Source organism: Paenibacillus sp. UMB4589-SE434 (assembly GCF_030226685.1).
Taxonomy (GTDB): Bacteria; Bacillota; Bacilli; order Paenibacillales; family Paenibacillaceae; genus Paenibacillus_B.
The window spans coordinates 2356474-2379710 of record NZ_JASOYK010000001.1 but is presented as its reverse complement, the minus strand read 5'-3'; the positions used below and the strand labels follow the sequence as shown (position 1 = coordinate 2379710).

At 45.3% G+C, this 23237-nt stretch carries 19 protein-coding genes; 15 read left to right on the top strand and 4 right to left on the bottom strand.

Going from position 1 to position 23237, the window contains the following annotated elements; genetic code table 11:
• Window positions 1-145: 145 nt before the first annotated feature.
• Window positions 146-1024, bottom strand: a complete 879-nt coding sequence (locus QP775_RS09985; protein WP_285105573.1) for a phosphatase PAP2 family protein — start codon at window positions 1022-1024, stop codon at window positions 146-148.
• A gap of 323 nt (window positions 1025-1347) precedes the next feature.
• On the opposite strand from QP775_RS09985, the gene QP775_RS09980 reads away from it, so the two are divergent.
• Entirely contained in the window at window positions 1348-1929 is a 582-nt protein-coding gene (locus QP775_RS09980; RefSeq protein WP_285105571.1) for a DUF4352 domain-containing protein, read from the top strand.
• A 135-nt stretch (window positions 1930-2064) separates the two neighbouring features.
• On the opposite strand, the gene QP775_RS09975 is transcribed toward QP775_RS09980, so the two are convergent.
• A complete protein-coding gene (locus QP775_RS09975) occupies window positions 2065-2460 on the bottom strand; it encodes a TIGR04086 family membrane protein (protein ID WP_285105569.1) in 396 nt (131 codons plus the stop codon).
• 210 nt (window positions 2461-2670) lie between these two features.
• On the opposite strand from QP775_RS09975, the gene QP775_RS09970 reads away from it, so the two are divergent.
• Together QP775_RS09970 and QP775_RS09965 are read left to right on the top strand one after the other, a co-directional pair.
• Window positions 2671-3993, top strand: coding sequence for an ArsB/NhaD family transporter (locus QP775_RS09970; RefSeq protein ID WP_285105567.1), 1323 nt, complete (start codon window positions 2671-2673; stop codon window positions 3991-3993).
• A gap of 177 nt (window positions 3994-4170) precedes the next feature.
• Window positions 4171-5079, top strand: coding sequence for a DUF421 domain-containing protein (locus QP775_RS09965; RefSeq protein WP_285105565.1), 909 nt, complete (start codon window positions 4171-4173; stop codon window positions 5077-5079).
• A gap of 24 nt (window positions 5080-5103) precedes the next feature.
• On the opposite strand, the gene spoVB is transcribed toward QP775_RS09965, so the two are convergent.
• Complete coding sequence (spoVB, locus tag QP775_RS09960; RefSeq protein ID WP_285105563.1) at window positions 5104-6711, bottom strand: stage V sporulation protein B; 1608 nt, start codon at window positions 6709-6711, stop codon at window positions 5104-5106.
• Window positions 6712-6918: 207 nt separating this feature from the next.
• Between spoVB and QP775_RS09955 the strand changes: the two genes are divergently transcribed.
• The 7 genes from QP775_RS09955 (at window position 6919) to QP775_RS09925 (ending at window position 14936) form a co-directional block, all read left to right on the top strand.
• A complete protein-coding gene (locus tag QP775_RS09955) occupies window positions 6919-7158 on the top strand; it encodes a post-transcriptional regulator (RefSeq protein WP_483312010.1) in 240 nt (79 codons plus the stop codon).
• 147 nt (window positions 7159-7305) lie between these two features.
• Window positions 7306-8574, top strand: a complete 1269-nt coding sequence (secD, locus tag QP775_RS09950) for a protein translocase subunit SecD (protein ID WP_239333107.1) — start codon at window positions 7306-7308, stop codon at window positions 8572-8574.
• Entirely contained in the window at window positions 8564-9472 is a 909-nt protein-coding gene (gene secF / locus QP775_RS09945; RefSeq protein ID WP_285105559.1) for a protein translocase subunit SecF, read from the top strand. The genes secD and secF overlap by 11 nt, the downstream gene beginning before the upstream one ends.
• Before the next feature lie 188 nt (window positions 9473-9660).
• The gene (locus tag QP775_RS09940; RefSeq protein WP_239333009.1) at window positions 9661-10614 is read left to right on the top strand and encodes a cation diffusion facilitator family transporter; all 954 of its coding nucleotides are present in this window, start codon (window positions 9661-9663) and stop codon (window positions 10612-10614) included.
• 58 nt (window positions 10615-10672) lie between these two features.
• Complete coding sequence (recJ, locus tag QP775_RS09935; protein ID WP_285105556.1) at window positions 10673-13063, top strand: single-stranded-DNA-specific exonuclease RecJ; 2391 nt, start codon at window positions 10673-10675, stop codon at window positions 13061-13063.
• A gap of 83 nt (window positions 13064-13146) precedes the next feature.
• On the top strand, window positions 13147-13659 hold the full coding sequence (locus QP775_RS09930; RefSeq protein WP_239333005.1) for an adenine phosphoribosyltransferase: 513 nt from the start codon (window positions 13147-13149) through the stop codon (window positions 13657-13659).
• A gap of 200 nt (window positions 13660-13859) precedes the next feature.
• Entirely contained in the window at window positions 13860-14936 is a 1077-nt protein-coding gene (locus QP775_RS09925; RefSeq protein WP_239333003.1) for an FAD:protein FMN transferase, read from the top strand.
• A gap of 72 nt (window positions 14937-15008) precedes the next feature.
• On the opposite strand, the gene uraA is transcribed toward QP775_RS09925, so the two are convergent.
• Entirely contained in the window at window positions 15009-16286 is a 1278-nt protein-coding gene (uraA, locus tag QP775_RS09920) for a uracil permease (RefSeq protein ID WP_285105553.1), read from the bottom strand.
• Window positions 16287-16571: 285 nt separating this feature from the next.
• Here uraA and QP775_RS09915 point away from each other — a divergent pair, with 285 nt between their 5' ends.
• The 5 genes from QP775_RS09915 to hisS all read left to right on the top strand — a co-directional run bounded on the left by QP775_RS09915 (window position 16572) and on the right by hisS (window position 23207).
• Window positions 16572-18764 (top strand): RelA/SpoT family protein, encoded by a 2193-nt coding sequence (locus QP775_RS09915; protein ID WP_239332999.1) that lies wholly within the window; start codon window positions 16572-16574, stop codon window positions 18762-18764.
• A gap of 82 nt (window positions 18765-18846) precedes the next feature.
• Complete coding sequence (dtd, locus tag QP775_RS09910) at window positions 18847-19293, top strand: D-aminoacyl-tRNA deacylase (protein ID WP_285105550.1); 447 nt, start codon at window positions 18847-18849, stop codon at window positions 19291-19293.
• A 108-nt stretch (window positions 19294-19401) separates the two neighbouring features.
• Window positions 19402-19545, top strand: coding sequence for a hypothetical protein (locus QP775_RS09905; protein ID WP_239332995.1), 144 nt, complete (start codon window positions 19402-19404; stop codon window positions 19543-19545).
• Between the two features lie 147 nt (window positions 19546-19692).
• Window positions 19693-21279, top strand: coding sequence for a coproporphyrinogen III oxidase (locus tag QP775_RS09900; RefSeq protein ID WP_285105547.1), 1587 nt, complete (start codon window positions 19693-19695; stop codon window positions 21277-21279).
• A gap of 677 nt (window positions 21280-21956) precedes the next feature.
• Window positions 21957-23207 (top strand): histidine--tRNA ligase, encoded by a 1251-nt coding sequence (gene hisS / locus QP775_RS09895; protein ID WP_285105545.1) that lies wholly within the window; start codon window positions 21957-21959, stop codon window positions 23205-23207.
• Window positions 23208-23237: the final 30 nt, after the last annotated feature.

Below are 23237 nucleotides of genomic sequence, written 5' to 3'. Positions count from 1 at the left end.
AACATTAGGGATATATATTTTTAATCAACGCGTTCGTTGTTAGTAATAGTAATACGAGTACCTATTCAAACAGAGCAGCCCTCCAAGCACCAAAAGGTGACGGAGGGCTGCCCAACTCAATCATTCTATATCATCTTGTCCGAACCTACTCTGCTGTTTGATTCGATCCCGTAACATTCTTACTACGTGTCGGGTTCAACGGCTGCTGTCTTTTGCTTAACATCGCTTTCATGGAAGGCTCAACACCAGCCAACTTCATCCCCAACCAGCTAGCGAATACGGCTAATGCCACACCTGCCAGCATATCAGACAACCAATGAATGCCCATATAGAAGATGGAGAAAATGATAATAAGTGCGCTGGCTCCTGTGAAAATGGACCATCGTCGAATGCCTGATCTGGCTGCAATTAAGGCAACCGTAACGGAGATCGAGGTATGCAGACTTGGGAAGCAGTTATCAAGCCCTGAGAACTGGCGATAGTGCTCCTCGAATGTTGGAAACACCTGCAGCATTACAAATTCCACGCCTGCCGGTGGGTATGACCACACTTCATTTACTGGGAAGAACAAGTAGAACGGAATAGCGATCACATAATTAATCGCGATAGCATAACAGACAGCAATGGCCATCTTTAATTTGCCAGATGCTGTATATATTCCGATAGAAGACACAATCAAACCCTGAAATACGATCAAATAAAAGACCGCCAGTATCTGGGTGAGAAACGGATGATTAAACAGCTGCTGGAAGCTGTTTACGAATTGCCCTTCCAACTGATGAATAGCAGGAGTAAAGTCCCAAGAAATATTCATAAGTTGTTCGATATCCAATTCATACTTATTAACTAAAAGAATCAAGATAAGTGAAATAAATGCGATTAGAAATGGTCTTGACTGCCAAAGTGCTCGGAATATAGACGCAAAAACAGCAAGTGGCTGTTTGCGAGAACCGAACCAGACGAGAGCTATCACAACGATGACTGTCCAGATCGTGATAGTCTGCATGGAATGGAATTGAATCATTATGCTCCCCCTATTATGCCTTTTCACCAAGCATTAACTTTCATAGTATATCACAAAGAGCGAGGAACATCAGCGGACGGAAAGTCCCTTTTTTACCCGGAAATTTCAATCATGGAAATAATAATGATTCATTTCGGGAATGACTCGATGCTAAAGCTGCTTAAATCAGCTTTAATAATGATTAATTGAAATTTCAATATAATACTAAAAAAGTATAATAAGCAATAATAATGGTGTTGTTTAACAATAGGTCTAATGGTATACTTTAAAAGGATTTACATATGTACATAATTGCAATTATACATAAGAAAAGAGGACTGGGTATGAAAAAGGGTTTGAAGTGGGCATTATTAATTGTTGCAGTATTAATTGTTATCGGTATTTACGCTGGCCAGAATGGAGACAAGTCCTCCACAGCGAGCGTTGGAAATAAGTCTGTTGATACTACGACGGCAAAAGAAAAAGCGGAAAAACCAAAAGAGGAAGAGAAACCCGAGCTTTCTAAAACAGGCGTTTCCTCCGATGTAACTATACAAGTTGATGGACTAGAAACGGCCAGTACATTAGGAAATAATCAGTTTGCAACAGCAGAAGCTCAAGGGATCTTTAAAGTTGTGCAAGTTACATTGTTAAATGGTCAAAAAGATGCGATTTCTGTTACGAATTCCAGTTTTACTTTAGTAGATGATCAAGGCCGAGAATTCGAGGCTTCAACTGAAGCGGTTCTTGCATTAAGTTCTTCTACTGGTAAGGAAAAGAAAAAAACTTTCATGTTTGAAAAAATCAATCCTGGTATTCAGGTAACAGGATATATCGCCTATGATGTACCAAAAGATGCAAAAGGCTTCACACTTCAAGCACGCGGCGGCATGACAGGCGAAAGCATAACGTTAAAAGTAGAATAACAGAATGTGATCCCCGCACCTCCGAGAGGCTGCGGGGATTGCTGTATCTATCAAGTGTAAAATACAATCTATATAGTTCTTCTAGTCGAATAAATTTCTAATGTCGAGTCATGGTGGGAAAGATGAGACGAAGGTTTATTTCTTATGTTTTTTTGTATTTACTCCCGCAATTCCGCCTAGAGCAGCCACACCAAAGGATAGTAAAATATAAAGTAATTTATTCCAATTAAATGATACGTCCATAGCTAAAAATCCGATTATAAGGACAATCAGTAAATATAGTAGTCCTGTTATCCCCCCATAATACCAGCCTTTCTTGCCGCTGCGACGTCCAGCAGTCCACCCTGCTACAAGCAAAGCAAATCCATGAATAATATAAGTGTAGCTCTTCATATTATCTTCACTCGCTGAGCTGGCTGCTAGCAGGACAGAAAGTGCCAGCGCACCTAAAGCTAACCATACAAAGCCATAACAGATGCCTGCAAATATCGGATTCATCTTCCAATTGCTTACTTTTTGAATCGCATTCATCAGATCCCCTCCTTGAACAAGCTATTTGTATTCATCGTATGGGCAAGCTATAAGAAATAGTACAAGTCGATACTGAAAGATTGCTAAAGTGTGGTGATGAAACAATCGAAACATGGACGAAAAAAAAGGACGGCGTTATAATCTTGAAGAATAAGACGAAGTGTGTTCTTGGGTAACTAGTACGAACTACTTGCGCCGACATGGAGAGGGATGGAAATAGTGGAGCATCATATGGAGAGTTGGCAGGTTACTGCAGCAGTTATCGTATTTTTGGTTACATATGCAATTATCATTTCTGAGAAATTAAACCGCGCAGTTATTGCATTGTTAGGTGCGGTACTTATGCTCATATTGCAGATTGTGGATGCGCATGTCGCCTTTACGAATTATATCGAGTGGAATACGATCTTCCTACTTGTAGGGATGATGATATTGGTAGGAATTACAAATAAGAGCGGTGTGTTCCAATACATTGCGGTTAAAGCTGCCCAGAAAGCACAAGGCAGGCCTGTTCGCATCCTGGTCATTATGTCTTCGTTAACCGCTTTGGGGTCCGCATTTCTGGACAATGTTACAACCGTACTTTTAATTGTACCTATCACATTCTCTATTACCCGGATGTTAAAAGTGAACCCCGTTCCTTATCTGATTGCTGAAATTATTGCTGCTAACGTAGGCGGGACAGCTACGTTGATTGGTGATCCACCTAACATAATGATTGGGTCTGCCAATAAGCATTTGACGTTTAACATGTTTCTGCAGTACCTAGCACCAGTTGTTATTGTCATTATGCTTGTGATCATTGGTCTGCTTGTCCTTATTTACAGAAAACAGCTTCAAGTCAGCGATCAGCAGCGTGCAGCTTTGATGGAATTATCTGCCGATGAATACATCAAGGATAAGCGCCTTGTTCGCAAATCGTTAGTTGTGCTTATGCTTACAATTGCAGGGTTTGCCCTGCATTCGGTTATTCATGTTGAAGCTTCTGTCGTTGCAATGGCTGGCGCTACGTTACTGATGCTGATTGGAACACGCGCCGAGCATGAGATTGAAGAAGCACTGCACCAGGTAGAGTGGGTAACTATCCTATTCTTTATTGGATTGTTCATTCTCGTTGGTGGTTTGATTGAAGCCGGAATTATCGGACAATTGGCGCAAATGACTTTGGATTTGACTGAAGGGGACATAACGAAGACAACGATGCTGATTCTGTGGGTATCCGGCTTTGCTTCCGCTACAATTGATAACATTCCTTTTGTGGCTACCATGATCCCGTTAATCCAAGACTTGGGTACTCAAATGGGGATAACAAGTCCGCATGATCTGAATCCCATTTGGTGGGCATTGGCACTGGGGGCCTGTTTAGGTGGAAATGGGACGATTATCGGCGCTTCTGCAAACGTAATCGTGTCAGGTATGGCAAAGAAAGAGGGACATGGATTCAGCTACTGGGAATTTTTAAAGATTGGCGCACCACTTACGTTATTGTCGTTAGTGATCTCTACAGGCTATTTGTTGTTATTTATCCTATAAAGCGTGTTCTCCAGTCAATCTAAATGGTGGCTGAAATATACTTAATGTCCAGTATTCAGATAATGGCAATAAACACATATCAGCATGCTGTATGTCTTTCCATGAGAGCGGTCAGAATACCATTACAGTGGCTAATGCGCTCACTCACATCTTGTGGAAATTGGAGGACAAAGCACAATGAACGTGTGGCCCCATATTTGGCATACCATTTTGATGTACTTTCTGGTGTTTATTGTACTTCGAGTCATGGGTAAACGAGAAATAGGCAAATTGTCCGTGTTTGATCTGGTCATTTCCATTATGATAGCTGAGATTGCGGTATTCAGTATTGAGAATACAGAAAGACCGCTGTTGGAAAGTATTACACCGATGATCGTGCTGGTTGTCGTTCAGGTGACACTTGCATTTCTAACATTAAAAAGCAGACGTCTACGGGAAATATTTGATGGCAAGCCAAGCATTATTATCAGTCAGGGGAATCTGAACCGTGAAGAGATGCGAAAGCAGCGCTATAACTTGGATGATCTTATGCTGCAGCTGAGGGAACAGGGTGTGGATTCTGTTCAGGATGTTGAATATGCTATTCTGGAAGCGACGGGTAAGCTGACCATCTTCATGAAAGATGAAGCCATACAAAGCGGAGGTCAGTCTGGGGGATTTACAGAGGAACTGGAGTCAGGCAGCCAGCAAGTTGGTAGTCGTCCAGGAGATCTTGTGAACATCCCTTCTAGAGCGGGTGCGGAGGGGAGTCCATCCAAGGCAGACCAGACAAAAAGCAGAGGTTCGGTTAGTTCCTCTGGCGGTTCTGCTGCTGGTGACTCAGCCGTTTATGCAGCAGGAAGTATCGGGAGTGCAGGTAGCAAGCCTGTGATACAAGCAGACAAGATCAAGTTTGTTACCCTTCCTCTGCCGCTTATTATGGATGGCAAGGTCATGGATGATAGTTTGGAGCAGATCGATAAGACACGTTTTTGGCTGAAAGCAGAAATGAAGCTGCGAGGCATCAAAGATTTTAAAGACGTCTTTTTTTGCAGTATTGATCATAAAGGGGAGTTGTTCCTCGATAAAAAAGATGCGATTCGTTAAATCAACGGCTCGCATCTTTTTAAGTTACGATGTTGGCTTTTGGGAGAACCAGCGGCCAAAGATTGGCACACGGCTCATATCACTGCGATCTACTAATTTCATCACAATGAGCAAAGATACATAAGTCACAATCCCGCTGAGACAGCCAGCAATAAAGCGAAAGAGCGCATGGCCCTCACCAAGAGGTGCATGTACGTAGATATACTGCACGACACCAGCCATGATGACCATTGCTGCAGCTACTTTAGCGAAGTCAAGCCAAGGGAGTTTTAGCTTTAAGGATCGAATGACACTCCAAGCGTGCAGCAATGTCACAATTACTGTATTCACACTAATAGCGATCACTGCACCCATAATGCCCAAGGCGGGCATTGAAGCAAGCTGGATAATCAGAAACAGCTTAAGGGTTGCGCCGATCAGTGTATTTGTTAGCGCAGTCCCTGGTCGATCGAGTGCTTGCAGCGCGGCTTGCAATGGAGCCTGAATATAAATAAACACAGCGATAGGTGCCATCCAGCGCAGCATAGGAGCTACAGCGGGATCATTATAGAGCAGCACACAGAGCGGTAGTGCCAGTACAAACATGACTACCGCAAACGGTGCCCCACATACGAGCGCAAGTCGTATCGCTTGATGAAGCCGCTTATGTATCGTTTTCATGTCGTTGCGGCCGTATGCTTCGGATAAGGAAGGTACAAGCGATACGGCAAGTGAATAGGTGAGCGCTCCGGGCAGCAGCAGGATGGGGATGATCATGCCTTGCAGCGCGCCGTACTGTGCTGTAGCAACGGCGGTGGCTATGCCAGCTACGGCTAGGCTGCGGGCAATCGCAATCGACTCCACCAAATAGGAGAGGGAGCCGACGAGCTTCCCACCCGTTACCGGGAGTGCGATTCTCATCATGCTGCGCCATACGCCTCTTTGTGTTTGGGATGTAACCTCTTGCTCGAGTACTAATGCAGGCTGCTCAACCGCTGAGGCGATTTCCATACGTTCCCGCTTGCGGGAGGCGTAGAGCTCGTAACAAAGTACAGACAGCCCTCCTAGCTCGCCAATTACGGTGCCGAGCATTGCGCCAGCGGCTGCCCACTCCAGACCATAAGGCAGCAATACATAGGCGCAGGCGATGACGGCGATAATACGTATAATCGTCTCCGTCACTTGAGACACTGCAGTGGGAATCATATTATGCTTCCCTTGAAAATAACCACGAAGCACAGAAGATACAGCGACAAGAACGATAATTGGTGTCATAATAAGAAAAGTGAAATAGACACGCTTGTCCGTTAACAGATGTGACGTAATCCATGGGGCTAGCAGCAAGCTGATGATGGACAGCAGGATACCAACGGTAGAAGTTAACAAGAGCGCGGCTCGTAGAATTCGATATGTGCGCGCCCTATCGCCTCTTGATTCTGCTTCAGCCACTAACTTGGAGACAGCCAGTGGTACGCCACCTGTAATAATGGTAATCATAACGATAAGGAATGGGTAGCCGAGCTGGTAAATGCCAACTCCTTCTGCTCCGATGATTCTAGGCAGTGTGATGCGCGGGATGAAGCCGAGTATACGATTGACGATACCGGCAGCTAGCAGTATGAGCGTGCCTTGGATAAAGGATTGTTTTTTCACCGACGATCCCTCGCTTGAGGTAACTTGTACCTATTGTCATTACTTCATTCATATGCGGTTGTCCATATTACATACCGCACATTTTTACTTCTAGACTTTTAGTAAGCAGGAACAGGTGTTGTGAGGCGCGAATGAAAGTAGAGTGAACGGAAGGGAGAGGCCGTTATGGTGGAGCAGCTAGGGGTTGAACTCGATTTAGAAGTAGAGATGGATAAACTGCAGGATGAAGATGTTGAATTGTTATGTCAGAGCAAAGCGGAAGAATTTCACTTGATTGGTTATGAGCATGTGACGGCTGCTGAAGTATGGGAGTGTGTCAGTGAGAAGTACAAGAAAAGTGGTGAACCGGCAGTTCATGAGGTGGTCAATGATATTTTGTCGTTAAAAGTGACCAAATTTATGAATTATATGACAATGTCAGCTTATCGCGGGTCTCCCTTTTCTTAAAGGTGCGACTTTTTTCACGGATTTAAGTAGGTTAGAAGTTGTTATAATGGTTGTGTAAATGCTTTCCTATCTTTAATATGCAAATTGACTCGTTTTTTGACGGCTATTATAATAGGAATATTGAATATGAAAGGGGAATGGGACGAAATGAAACGGATGATGGCATTTTTGCTCATCGTTGTTGTATCGTTAGGTGTTATGGCATGGACTAGCCCATCGATACTGAACAACATTCGTCTCGGTCTGGACTTACAAGGCGGCTTCGAAATTCTTTATGAAGCATCACCTCTTGAGCCGGGTGGAAAGATTACTTCTGAAACCTTAACACAGACTGCGAAGAGTTTGGAGAAACGGATTAACGCTCAAGGTACTAGCGAACCTGAAATTACGACAGAAGGCTCTAACCGCATTCGAGTGAAGATTGCGGCTGTTGGTGATGATCAGGCAGTGCGTGAGAAGTTGAAAGAACCATCGGTATTAACATTCCGGAGCTCAGATGGCTGTAAGACAGCTACAGATTATTGTAAGGTCGAGCTAAAAGGAACAGACTTTGTAGAGGGTGGCGCAAAGGTCGTTTATGACGAGCTAAAGAGCCCCGTCGTTTCCATTAAGCTGAAGGATGCGAACAAGTTTTCTGAGATTACGAAGCGTCTTGCTTCCAAAGTAAGTGAAGGACGCAATCATCTGGCCATCTACATGGACGAGAAGATGATATCGGATCCAGCAGTTAATTTTGAAATTTCTGGTGGCGAAGCAACAATTACTGGACAAAAGACAAATGCCGAAGCTAATGAGCTGCGTGATACGATCAACTTGGGCTCGCTCCCGCTGAAGCTGACCGAGAAGTATACGCAGAGTGTAGCAGCTACGCTTGGTAAATTATCTTTGGATCAGACAGTCAAAGCCGGGCTAATTGGTACCGTGCTGATTCTGATCTTTATGTTAGCCGTTTACCGTTTGCCAGGTATTATTGCGAGCTTCTGTCTTATTCTATTTACATGGCTGTTGCTCTTTGTATTCTGGATGTCAGATATTACACTTACGCTTCCGGGGATAGCGGCCTTTGTACTGGGATTAGGGATGGCTGTTGATGCCAACATTATTACCTATGAACGTATTAAAGACGAGATGAAGAGTGGCAAGTCGGTTATGTCGTCACTGAGAGCTGGATCGAAGAACTCGTTCCGTACGATTATTGACGCCAACGTGACAACGGTTATCGCTGCTGTTGTGATGTACTTCCTCGGGGAGAGCCAAGTTAAAGGCTTTGCACTTATTTTGATGATGACGGTGGTATGTACGATTATTACGAACGTGTACATTTCGCGCCTGCTGCTTCAATTGGTCATCAAGGCTAACATTTGGAACAAGCCTGGGTATTACGGTGTGAAGGAGCGTGACATCCGTGCGCTTTAAAGGAACGTTTAACTTTGTACACAGCAGTAAATATTTCTTTATTTTCTCGATTGCAATTACGATAATAGGGGTTGCAGTACTTGGTATTTTCGGATTAAATTACGGGGTCGACTTTAGCTCCGGTACGAATGTGGACATTACAATCAAGAAACAAGTGGAGAAAGCTGAAGTAGACAAGCTGCTCGATAAGTACGAGATGTCCAAGGCTCCTCATGTTACGATGGGTAGCGAGCGAATTAATATTCGCTTTAACGAAGTGCTAACGGACAAGATGGAGAAACAGCTAAAGGATGACTTCGGCAAATTGTCTCCTGGATCTTCGTTTGAAGTGAACACGGTTGATGTAGAGATTGCGAAGGAACTGCAGCGTAATGCGATCTGGGCCGTCTTGTTGTCATCAATCGGGATTATCATTTATGTAAGCATTCGCTTTGAGTGGCGTTTTGCCATCTCTGCGGTTATTGCCTTGCTGCATGATGCTTTTATGGTTATTAGCGTATTCTCAATCTTCCGACTTGAAGTCAATCTGCCGTTTATTATTGCGATCTTGACGATTATCGGATATTCCATCAACGATACGATAGTTATTTTTGACCGGATCCGCGAGAATCTTCGATTTGCTAAAGTTCGCAACTGGAACGACCTGGCTCACCTAGTTAATGATAGTGTGTATCAGACACTTACACGTTCCATTAATACGGTGTTGACGGTACTTGTTGCAGCTGTCTGCTTGTTTGTATTCGGTAGTGAATCCATTCGGATGTTCTCGCTTGCGATTATTATTGGTTTGGCATTTGGCGCATACTCTTCTATCTTTATTGCAAGCCCACTGTGGGCTGTGCTTAAGAACAAAGAAAAGAAGACAAGTAATACAGTTAAAAAGCCTCAACAAGCTTAATTTTGTTTTTTATGATAGTTTGCGTGCTTGCTGCGTAAACTGATATAGCAGGAATAAATGTCCATTGTTGCTCTAAGCGCTTGGCCTGTTTATTCGTTGAAGCCGCGTCCGTTGCGACGCGGTTTTAGCGTGTTAGGCCTATGGAAGTGCTAATAGAGTTGAATTGGTGAGTAAACGAGGGATGAAGTATGGCAGCTGACCGTTTTGCACAAGCAGAAACCGGCGCATGGGTTGGCATAATCGGTAATATTTTGTTGGCGGGTCTTAAAGGGATTGCGGGCTTTTCCTCAGGGAGCCAAGCACTGATTGCGGATGCATTTCACTCTGCATCTGACGTAGCCGGTTCGTTTGCCGTCCTCGTTGGCATTAAAGCTGCAAAGCGGCCTCCCGATCGGGATCACCCTTACGGGCACGGAAAAGCAGAGTCTATTGCGGCGATCATTGTGTCTGTCCTCCTGCTTGTAGTAGGCTTGGAACTCCTTATTTCTGCTATCAAAGCGATCTATGGCGGTCACGTGGACATACCCGAGTGGTATGCGCTTGCGGTACTGCTTTTGTCAATTGTGGTGAAGGAAGGCATGTTTCAATACAAATATCGCTTAGGAAAGCGGTTATCTTCACAAGCGCTTATTGCCAATGCATGGGAGCATCGTTCCGATGTATATTCTTCGATTGCAGCCTTGATTGGGGTAGGTGCCGCAATGCTTGGTGGTAAGTTCGGCATTGCTTGGCTGTTGTACCTAGATCCGGTTGCAGGGCTGGCGGTAGCCTTGTTGGTTCTCAAGATGGGCTATAGGCTGGTGATAGATTCCATTCATTCGACAATGGATCATGTCCTGCATGATGAAGAAGCGAATCCGCTCATTAAAGCAGTGCAGACGGTGGATGGTGTCATACTGGTGGATGAGCTCCGAGCTCGTGAACACGGTCACTACGTTATCGTTGATATTAAGATTAGTGTGAATCCTGCGCTAACTGTTGCAGAGGGGCACAGTGTAGGCAAACGGGTCAAGCAGCATTTGCTGCACAAATTTTTGCACGTTGCGGATGTGTTTGTACACATCAATCCGTTTGACCCTGGTTATCCCATTCAAGGACAGCAGCGGGACGTGAGAGATCGTTCTCCAAAATGGCTGCAATAATAGCCATAAATTTCATTGTTATACTATTAAATAACCTTTCCCTAAGAAGGAGGCTGTAATGCTTCAACCACGAACAAGATGGCGTTGTGCTGAAGTGTCAGAAGAACGTGTGGCGAAGCTGGCGGCCGAAGTAAACATATCTCCGCTTCTGGCGAAGCTTCTGATCGTCCGCGGTATTGACGATGCACAACTTGTTGGTCATTTTCTAAATGATACGATTGATGATATGTTGGATCCGTATCAGTTGGCAGGGATGCCTCAAGCAGTAGAACGGATTCGCCGAGCGATTGCAGCTAAAGAACGGATTTGGATATACGGCGACTATGACGCGGATGGAGTATCCAGTACCTCTTTAATGATCCATCTGATGCGTGAGTTAGGTGCTGACTTTGACTATTACATTCCGCATCGCGCAAATGAAGGATATGGACTGAATACGACAGCTATAGATAAGGCAAAGGAACAGGGTGTAACACTTATTATCACCGTAGATACTGGAATTAGCGCTGTTGATCAAATTGAACATGCGACTAGCTGCGGAATCGACGTTGTCGTAACAGACCACCATGAGCCGCCGGAAGTGCTGCCTAAAGCTTATGCACTTGTTAATCCTAAGCTTGATTATTGTCCTTATCCTTTCAAGGGCCTGGCAGGCGTAGGCGTAGCTTTTAAGTTGGCACATGCTTTGTTAGATCGGGTGCCGGAGCATTTGCTTGATCTAGCGGCCATTGGGACCGTAGCAGATTTGATGCCGCTAACGGGCGAGAACCGCATCATGGTCAAAAGTGCGCTTATGCGCATGCGCAATTCCGCTTATCCGGGTATTAAGGCGCTGTTGCAGATCGGCAACGTGGATGCCAGCGCCTTAACTTCTACTCATATTGCATTTTCTATGGCACCACGTATTAATGCCAGCGGTAGGCTGGATCATGCGGACACAGCGGTGCAGTTGCTAACCACTGATAAGCTGGATGAAGCACTAGCATGTGCGGAGGAACTAGATCGTCTGAATAAGGAACGACAGAAGATTGTGGAGCGGATCGTTAAGGAAGCGGAACAGCAGCTTGCCGATAAAATTGAGGCTGCGGGTAAAGTACCTAATGTTATCGTATTGGCACAGGCAGGCTGGAATGTAGGTGTTATCGGCATTGTCGCCTCCAAGATTGTGGAACGTTATTATCGGCCTACCTTTGTACTGGGGCATGATGAAGAAACGGGCAAGTGTAAAGGCTCCGCTCGTTCAATTGATGGTTTTGACTTGTATGGTGCGATGTCGCAGGTCGGGGAATTGTTTGAGCATTATGGTGGCCATCAGGCAGCAGCCGGCATGACGATTGCGTATGAGAAGCTGACACAGTTGGAGCAAGCTCTACAGAACATTGCTGATGAACAATTAACCGAGGAACAATATATCCCCTGTACGGATGCTGACGCCGCTTGCAGTCTGCTTGAAGTTCCGATTCAGGTGATTGATGAACTAAGTTGTTTGGAACCGTTTGGCATGGGTAATTCCACTCCGAAGGTCATCATTACAGACGCTCGTGTACACGAAAAACGCACGATGGGAAAAGAGGGTCAACATTTAAAGTTGATGTTGACGCAAGACCGTGCTACATTGGATGCTGTGGCCTTTCATAAAGGCACACTAGCAGATCGAATTTCGCCAAATGTGGTGACAGATGTACTTGGTGAATTGTCCATCAATGAATGGAATAGTTCACGCAAACCACAGCTTATGCTGCAGGATATCCGCATCCGGGAACGGCAGCTATTCGATTTGCGGGGATCGCGCGAACCGATTAGCGCTGCTGTTGAGCTGACCCGCAAGCTGAATGCAAGTCGTGCCGGAGAAGCTATCTGGCTAACTTCACGTCAGGAAGCGGGTGTATATGCGGCAGAGCCTTATGTGCAGTTGTCCGATGCAGGCAGCTTTCAGCAAAGTCAACCCTTTGCGAGCGAGCAGGTACGTGACATTGTATTGAGCTGCATTCCAATGGAGTCTGCGGAGTCTTGGTCGTACGTAGGTCAACGCTACCCAAGTGTTGAACGTGTGCATGTGCTCTTGCCGCGTAAGCCGGAGGAAGGCTTGCTGCGCTCGCCAGATCGCAGCAGGATTGTACCCGCATTTGCAGAGCTCAAGCGCTTGCGGACATGGCAGGACAACAAAGGGACGCTGATGTCATTGTCCAGCCGGACAGGTTTGTCTGTGCGCGAATTGTCGGTACTGCTTGATGTATTTCGCGATTTGGAGTTTGTGACCGTGGAAGCTAGCGCAGCAGGTGCTACTTATTCCATGGTTGAAGTGCCCAGGAAGACATCTTTGGACGCTTCCCCGCGGTACAAAGAGTGGGAACGTTTAAGTGAATGGGAATCTGTATGGTATGACGGTACGACCGATGCGCTCAGGCAGCTGCTGCTTGCCGCATGGGACAAGCCGCTAGGTGAGTAGACATACTGATGTAAGGCATAATGAAATTTTATTATATTTCTAAATTATCGTTGAGACGATAACGTTCGAGGAGGAATTGACTTATGGATTTTAAGTCTTATATTCGTGTTATTCCTGACTTTCCCCAGCCAGGCATCCGCTTTAAGGACATTACAACGCTGCTTAAAGACGGGGCTGCCTACCGTGAATCTATTAACGCAATGCATGAATTAGTTAAAGGTATGGATGTTGACTTGGTAGCAGGTCCAGAGGCACGTGGTTTTGTCGTAGGTGCACCTCTTGCATTAGCTATCGGAGCAGGCTTTGTGCCGATTCGTAAGAGCGGAAAGCTGCCAGGAGATACAATTGAGGCAGGTTACGATCTGGAGTATGGCAAAGATAAGCTTGCGATGCATCGTGACGCGATTCAGCCAGGACAGAAAGTACTGATTGCTGATGATCTGCTTGCGACTGGTGGTACGATCTCAACAACGATTGAACTGATACGCCAACTGGGCGGAGAAGTTGTAGGTGCGGTATTCTTGATTGAGCTTGGCTATTTAAATGGCCGCGAGAAGCTTCAAGGTATTGAAGTCCAATCGTTAATGACATATTAAGTGAATTATTAGCATCTGATTGATGCGCTGCATGACAAGCTGATGCCCTCTTAGAGAGGTGTCAGCTTGCTTTTGATTTTGGGGCATATTGGGAGTTAGGTTCATTATTTTTAAAATGTTCATAGTTCAGTTCATTCTGGTTAACGAATTAGTGTATTCTAAATGGCAAACATACATAAATAAAAGAGCGAGGGACAGCCATGAACAAAAAAACGGCTATGATTGGACTTGGAGTGATTATTCTTGTCATTGCAGCATTGTTTGCAGTAAAGTGGAACACTAAAGAAGTGAAAGCGCCTGAAGCGGCGCCGCAGCCCCCAGCTTATCAAGACAAAAGTTATTTTATATTTGATACAGTAGTTAACATTAAGATTTATGATAAAGGTGATCATGAGCATCACTTTCAGGAAATCGACCACATCATGAAAAGTATAGACAGCCACATGAGCCGCACGAAGGATAACAGCGAATTAGCAGCTGTTAATGAAGCGGCTGGCAAATCAGCAGTTCGTGTGTCTGCGGACACTTTTGAAGCTATTGAGCTTTCTGTTCAATACGGGAAGGAAACCGATGGATTATTTGATCCGAGTGTAGGTCCACTCGTTAATCTTTGGAATATCGGGCATGATAATGCTAAGATTCCAGATAAGGCAGAACTACAGGCAGCAATTCACAAAGTAAATTATAAAAATATCGAATTAAACGGGGCAGACAGATCAGTACGTCTAACAAAACCGGGCATGGTATTGGATCTAGGGGGGATCGGCAAAGGTTACGCGGCTGACCGAGTAGCTGATTATTTAAAGGCACAAGGGATTAAACATGCCCTCGTTAATCTGGGTGGAAGTTCAATCGTTACAATTGGTGAAAAACCGAATGGAAGTGCTTGGGTGATCGGTATCCAAAATCCGGACAAGAGTAGGGGCACTCAGATAGGTACGATTAAGCTGAAGGGAGAAACAATTGATTCCTCTGGGGTATATGAACGATTCTTTATGAAGGATGGAGTCAGATACCATCATCTGCTTAACCCGAAGACCGGTTATCCCGAACAAAATGAGCTAATGAGTGTGACGATTATTGCTGACAACGCTACGGATTCTGATGCACTGTCAACCGCTGTGTTTTTGGAGGGCCTTGAGGAAGGTCTTAAGCATATGAACCGTATAGCAGGGATGGAAGCGTTCTTTATTACAAATAACAAGGACATTTATGTAACGGATGGATTAAAAGGAAAGCTGAACATTACAGATCCCGAATTTAAAGTGGTTAACTAATAAGAATCCCCCTTAAAACCTCTCAAGATTAGCTTTGATGAGAGGTTTCAATGGGGGATTTGTTAGTTCAATTTAATGAGCTGACTTCTCGTGATCATTGGATAATCCGAGCTTGTCAATCAAAATAAAGAACAGATTTAAGACGATGGCCAGAACCGTCGCAAGCGCCATACCTTTTAATTCAACATCGCCGAGCTTTAAAGTAGCATTGCTTATACCGATAACGATAACAAGTGTAGTCAAGAGCAGGTTTTTAGGCTTGCTGAAGTCTACCTTTGAATCAACCAGAATACGCAGACCAGACGCCGCGATTACCCCGAACAGGAGTAACGAGACGCCACCCATCACTGGCACTGGGATGTTAGCGATAAGGGCAGACACATTGCCAAAGAACGACATGATAATGGCAATCACTGCTGCTCCGCCAATGACGTATACAGAATACACACGAGTAAGTGCCATTACACCAATGTTTTCTCCATATGTCGTGTTTGGCGTTGAGCCGAAGAAGCCGGAAAAAATAGTCGAGATTCCGTTGCCGAGCAAGGAGCGGTGAAGTCCAGGATCTTTGGACAGGTCTCTGCCCACAATATTGCTCGTTACCATCAAATGACCAACGTGTTCTACAACGACAACCAATGCTGCAGGTATGATTATGGAGATCGCCGTCCAATTAAATTCTGGATATGTAATCGTTGGCAGCTTCAGGAATGCTGCTGACGTTACTTTGCTCATATCAACCGCATCCATAAAGTAGGCGGACACATAACCGACAACAATTCCGATAAGTATGGGTATAATTTTAAAGAACCCACGAAACATGACATTACCGATAACTGTAACTGCTAAAGTAATAACAGCCAGTGTGATGTTCGTATAATTCAAATTGCCAGCAGCATCAGGTATAAATCCCGACATGTTAGAAGCAACAGGAACAAGCTCTAGACCGATAACGGCAACGATCGCGCCCATTGCGGCAGGTGGAAATAACGCATCAAGCCAACGTGTGCCTGCCCACTTTACGATCAGAGCTACTAGAATAAAGACAACACCGCATATGATAAAAGCACCTAATGCCTGCGGATAATTCTCCGTCTTGCCAGCGAGTACAACTAGTACGGGTGAAATAAATGCGAAGCTGGAACCTAGGTACGCTGGAATCAATCCTCGGCATAAGATGAGGTAGAATAAGGTTCCGATTCCGTTCATCAATAGGACGATACCTGGATCAACCTCGAACAGATTCGGTACGAGTACCGTGGAGCCGAACATGGCGAACAGATGTTGAATGCTCAGCAGCAGACCCGGCATAAGAGCGGGCTTTTCAAGCACTTGAATTTCGCGTTGCAATGCGGATGCACTCCTTTATTTCGTATTTAATTGTAAACCTAACTATATAATCTACATCGAATTGGCGTCGAATTACAACAACTTTTTTAATATTCGTGTTAAAAAAGGTGACATGAACCCCTGTTTTTGTAATTATTCTCTTATATTCGACAACAACCGACATACATATCCGTGGAATAACAGCGATAGCCATTGACGGCAATACGGTTCAAAGGCATAATTATAGGATAATCTGTAAACAGGGACGACGAACGACCCGGATAGAAAGGAATCGAGACGAGTCCAATGGGCATCGACCAATTGATAACTAAAGCTTCTACTTATATGAAAGAGCCAGACTTGATCCGCATACGTGAAGCTTATGAATTCGCGGACAAAGCCCATTATGGGCAGATTAGGAAGTCTGGAGAACCTTATATCTTACATCCCTTGGCTGTAGCGGATATCGTAGTGGGCATGCAGATGGATCCAACATCTATCGTCGCAGCTCTGCTTCATGATGTCGTGGAGGACACCTCTGTTTCTCTTGATGAGATTCGTGCGAAGTTCGGCGAGACATGTGCAATGCTGGTGGATGGCTTAACGAAGCTTGAACGTATCCAGTTTCGCTCAAAGGAAGAGCAGCAGAATGAGAATTATCGCAAAATGTTTGTCGCGATGGCGAATGACATACGTGTTATCGTGATCAAGCTTGCGGACCGCCTGCACAATATGCGCACACTGAAGTTTCAATCGGAAGAGAGTCAGCGCCGTATTGCCTATGAGACGCTGGAGATATTCTGTCCGATTGCGCATCGTCTAGGTATTTCCGCAATCAAGTGGGAGATGGAGGACATTGCGCTTCGTTACTTGAACCCGCAGCAGTATTATCGCATAGCTAATTTGATGCATAAGAAGCGGGCTGAACGGGAGCAATTTATTTCCGACGTCATCCTGCGGATTAACGAGAAGCTGGACGAGATGGGCATTGAAGCTGACTTATCCGGCAGACCTAAGCATATTTACAGCGTGTATAAGAAGATGACGGTGAAAAATAAGCAGTTTAATGAGATTTACGATCTGCTTGCGATCCGCATTTTGGTCGACAATATTAAAGATTGTTATGCCACCTTGGGCATCATTCATACCTTATGGAAACCGATGCCTGGCAGGTTTAAAGATTATATCGCCATGCCGAAGGCCAATATGTACCAGTCGCTTCATACGACGGTTATCGGTCCGACAGGCGAGCCGACAGAGGTGCAGATCCGCACATGGGATATGCATCGAACGGCTGAGTATGGTATTGCCGCGCATTGGGCTTATAAGGAGGGCAACCAGAGCCTTATAGGCGGGAGTTTTGAAGAGAAGATGACATTTTTGCGTGAGATTCTGGATCTGCAGCAGGAGACAAAAGATGCTAGCGAATTTGTCGAATCGCTTAAAATGGATTTCTTCTCGGATCTCGTATTCGTGTTTACGCCAAAAGGGGAAGTGATCGAGCTTCCGGCAGGCTCCGTACCGCTTGACTTTGCGTACCGCATCCATACGGAGGTTGGAAACCGTACCATTGGGGCTAAAGTGAACGGTCGCATCGTGCCGCTTGATCATAAGTTGAAGACAGGCGATATTGTTGAAATATTAACATCCAAACATTCGTACGGTCCTAGTGCAGACTGGATTAAGATTGCTCAGTCTTCGCATGCTCGCTCCAAGATTAAACAGTGGTTCAAGAAGGAGAAGCGGGAAGAGAATGTTCAGAAGGGCCGTGACTCCATTGAGCGTGAGTTAAAACGACTGGGCATTGATCCGCAAGGCTGGATGTCGGAAGACAAGCTGATGGAAGTGGCCAAGAAGTTTAACTTTAACGATGTTGAGGATATGATGTCCGCGATTGGCTTCGGAGGTCTTACGGCAGCACAAGTCTGTACTCGCTTGACTGAGAAGCTTCGTAAGGAAGCAGAAGAGGCGCAAGCAGCGCATCTTGAGCTTACACACGAGATCAAAGAGATGAAGAAAGATTCCAATGAGCGGAAGTCTCGTCCGACAAATGGTGTCCGTGTCAAAGGAATCGATAATTTACTCGTGCGTTTTGCTCGTTGTTGTAATCCGGTGCCAGGAGATGATATCGTTGGATACGTCACCCGGGGTCGGGGTGTGTCCGTGCACCGTGCGGATTGTCTGAACCTGCCGAAGGAGATCGAAGGCGAAGAAGCCGAGCGTATCATCGAAGTCGAGTGGGAAGAGTCGATCGAGGCCAACTACAGCGTAGATATCGAGATTACAGGCATGGATCGACGCGGATTTTTGAATGAAGTGCTGCAGGTCGTATCAGAGAGCAAGACGAACATCGCGGCTGTATCAGGGCGTTCCGATAAAAACAAGCTTGCGCTTATTCATATGACGGTACTTATCCGGAATACTGAACATTTGCATTCGGTAGTGGAGAAGATTAAGCGTGTGAAGGATGTATACACGGTACAGCGTATTATGCAATAGTCAAAGCAGCCGCCCACGGGGCGGCTGTTCTTATATGAGTATGGCAATAATCAGATGCTCAATTCGGAGAGGAGTTACGCACGTGAAAATAGTCGTACAGCGTTCTAAAGCTGCAAAAGTCATTGTCAATCAGGATACAGTAGGTGAAATTGATAAAGGACTGGTGCTGTTGGTTGGCGTCACACATGAAGATACGGAGCAGGATGCACAGTGGTTGGCGGACAAGATTGCGGGACTGCGCATATTTGAGGATGAACAAGAGAAAATGAATTTCTCTGTTCAAGATATTGGTGGTGCTATCTTGTCAGTATCACAGTTTACATTGTTTGGAGATTGTAGGAAGGGGAGACGTCCTAACTTTATGGCGGCTGCGCGTCCTGAACAGGCAGAGCAGTTGTATGAGTTCTTTAATGAATGCTTGCGCAAACATGACCTGCCCGTGTCAACAGGCATTTTTGGTGCGATGATGGATGTGCAGTTTACAAATTGGGGACCAGTGACGTTAATACTGGACAGCCAGTCACGCTAAGTCATGCATGAGTTGATTTGCTGTGGATTTGAGTAATTAAAGAGGACGAATAGATAGGGATAGATATCACGCATACTATTGGCATCTCAAGATGAAGGAGCGCCAACTATGCGTCAATCGTTGCAGCAGCTAGCTATTCAGTACGGACACATGGCCATGACGCAGTCTATGCGTGAAACATCAGCCAATATGAGTCAGGAGCATGCGGAGGAGCGCAGTATGAGACGACCGTACCCTAGTCACCGCAGATAAACGGTGTCGCTTAGTTGGGGTAATAACTGATTTCTTTATTCTCCCTGTGACCTATGTTACAATTCATCAAGAAGTGTTGAAGCTCCGATTAGGGGCTTTTATTTTTGTTTATTTTACTGTCAGGTGTAATAGTGGGAGGATTTACCAATGCGTATTCGATTAACAGCTAATGAAGCAGCGTTTGAGCGCTCGCTTGTTCATATTATTCAATTATATGTCGAACAACCAGAAGTGACGTATGTGGTTACAGACGGCCTTGTTGGCGACGGGGAACCGGATTGGGGAGAGTTCGATGCTGTCTTAAGGCTGCATACGGAAGACAGCTCAGGTTTAGTAGATCATCACGCTGCTTCGCGCTGTTTACGGGCCTATGGCTCACTGCGGATTAAGCTTCAGGACGGCAGTGTAAGATTGTATGAAGCTGAACATACAAGAGACGTGACGGCTGAGGCGACACACGAGCAATTTCGGAAGCAGGTTAAGAACAGTCTCTGCCATGCGCTGCTTCGAGTATTGACGGATTGGACAGGTATCGAGCAGCCATGGGGGATATTGACTGGAGTGCGACCGACTAAGCTGATGCATGATGCGCGTAGACGGGGACTGGCTTCGGATGCGGCACGTAAGGAGTTAAAGGAAGACTACTTGGTAACGGATCAAAAAGTAGCTCTAATGGAGCGTATCGTTGAACGTCAGTTAACGGCATTGCCCGACCTGGATAACCTGCAAAAGGAGATTAGTATCTATATTGGTATTCCTTTCTGTCCGACGAAGTGTGCGTACTGCACGTTCCCTGCTTACGATATTAATGGGCGCCAAGGGTCTGTGAACTCATTTTTGGGTGGACTTCATTATGAGATTCGCGAGATCGGTCGCTTCCTGAAGGAGCGAGGGGTGCGAATTACTACCATTTATTATGGTGGCGGCACACCAACAAGTATTACAGCGGAAGAAATGGATATGTTGTATGAGGAGATGTATGAATCCTTCCCAGATGTAGGGAATGTGCGAGAAATTACAGTTGAAGCGGGTCGTCCTGACACCATTACGCCAGAGAAGCTGGATGTGCTGCGCAAATGGAATATTGACCGAATTAGTATTAATCCGCAATCTTACATTCAAGAAACTTTGGATATTATCGGCAGACATCATAGTGTTGAAGAAACGATCGAAAAGTATAAGCTGGCACGTGAAATGGGCATGAACAATATCAATATGGATCTCATTATTGGATTGCCGGGTGAAGGCGTCGAGGAGTTCGATCACACTTTGTGCGAGACCGAGAAATTGATGCCAGAGTCGTTAACGGTACATACCTTGTCTTTTAAGAGAGCCTCTGAAATGACACAGCACCGTGGCGAAGAGAAATTTAAGGTTGCAGACCGACATGAGATCGCACAGATGATGACTGCGGCGAGCGAATGGACAGATGCCCATGGATACGTTCCGTATTATTTGTACCGGCAGAAAAATATTTTAGGCAACCTTGAGAATGTTGGTTATTCCATTCCGGGTACTGAAAGTTTATACAACATTTTAATTATTGAAGAAATCCAGTCTATTTTGGGGCTTGGCTGTGGGGCGACTACAAAGTGGGTGCATCCTGAGACAGGGGCTATCTCCCGATTTGCCAATCCTAAAGAGCCTAAAGTGTACAATGACAATTACGTAGAAGTGACACGAAAGAAGATCGAAATGATGGATCAATTGTTTCCACTCTACACGCAATCGTAAACAGGAAAATGAAGCGTTTTCTTATTTGTAATCTTTCTGTAACCTGCGTTTCATGTTCCTTTAACAATCAGTCCCTATAATAAGTGACATGACCCCCTTTTAAGAATATATACTTTTGACAAACCTACATTTGATGATGTAGGTTTTTTTCTTTTTTTGTAATGCCTCTTGACTTTAATGGAGTAAATTATTACAATGTTCTTCATATAATCTCTTTATGATATTTGATTTGATGACGGGAACAAGTACTTCGAACCCTCTTATTCAGAGAGAGACCCCAAGGCTGGAAGGGTCTTAATGAAGGACGAACGAATGACACCCCCGAGAACCTGCGGCGAGGCTGGGCATTAATTGCTTATAGCAGTAGACGTTAGGCGTAGCGCGGACGTTATACGCGAATGAAGCGGAACATGTATGGTATTCGGTAGGATATTTTATCCTCTGATACCTGTAGTCAAGCAATATGCTGACATGGATCCGGAATGTGGGTGGCACCACGGGTGAATGGAACAACCAATCTCTCGTCCCTTTGCGTTATTTTAACGCGGGACGGGAGTTTTTTTGTTTTCAAATATTTATGGCGAGAGATGAAGACGAGAATTTCAGCCTGTGCCTCAGCTTGGGATGACCGAGCTTGTGAATCAAGGCTTGTCTCATAAGTATAGGAGGTTGCGTAAATGGCATTCCAGAAGCCGAAGGGTACACAAGACTTTTTGCCAGGAACGGTCGAAATTTGGCAGACCGTTGAGCAGAAAGCGCGCGAGATGTGCCGCAGATTTAATTACAAGGAAATTCGTACTCCTATTTTCGAAGCAACTGAATTGTTTGAGCGTGGAGTGGGCGAGACAACGGATGTAGTGGAAAAAGAAATGTACACCTTCAGCGACAAAGGAAATCGCAGCATGACTTTACGCCCAGAAGGGACAGCAGGTGCCGTTCGTTCTTATGTAGAGAACAAGCTGTATGGTGATCCTGACGTCACGAAGCTGTATTACATTGGACCTATGTTCCGCTATGAGCGTCCACAAGCAGGACGCTACCGTCAATTCCACCAATTCGGTGTAGAGGCGTTAGGTGCAGTGGACCCAAGCTTGGATGCAGAAATTATTTCACTCGGGTATCATTTTATGAAAGAAATCGGATTGTCTGGTGTTCTTGTGGAGATTAACTCTGTAGGCAATGCAGATAGTCGCGCGGCATACCGTCAAACCTTGCTTGATTTCTTGACGCCTATGAAAGAGACATTGTGCAAAGATTGTCAATCACGCATGGAGCGTAATCCGCTGCGCGTGCTGGATTGTAAGGTAGACCAAGACAAGTTTGGTGATGCGCCGTCCATCCTAGATAGCTTGGATGAAGAATGTGCGACTCATTTTGAAAAGGTGAAGCAGCTCTTAAGTGCAATGGGCGTAGAGTATCGAATTAACCACCGACTTGTACGTGGACTCGATTATTACACGCACACGGCATTTGAGTACAAAGCGCAAGGTATTGGCGCCATTGATACAGTTGGCGGCGGCGGCCGATATAACGGTCTTGTTGCAAGTATAGGCGGACCGGATCAGCCGGGGATCGGCTTCGGCTTGGGGATGGAGCGGATTGCCTTGTTGCTGGAGCACCAAGGTGTTCAATGCAATGAGCAATCTCCGCTGGATGTGTATCTAGTTGGTTTGGGCGAGCAAGCTGAGGATGAAGTGGCTAAGCTGCTTAATCAACTGCGGGTTGCCGGTATCGCAGCCGAGAAGGACTATCAGGGCCGGAAAATGAAGGCGCAGATGAAGTCGGCTGAACGGATGCAGGCACGATTTGCAGCTATCTTGGGCGAGGATGAATTGTCTCGCGGTGAAATCGCATTGAAGCAATTATCAACTGGTGAACAGCGTATGGTGAAGCTTGATGAGCTGATCCAAACGATTCAACAGTCGTAATAAATTGAGCTTAAATACGAGCTTAAAAGA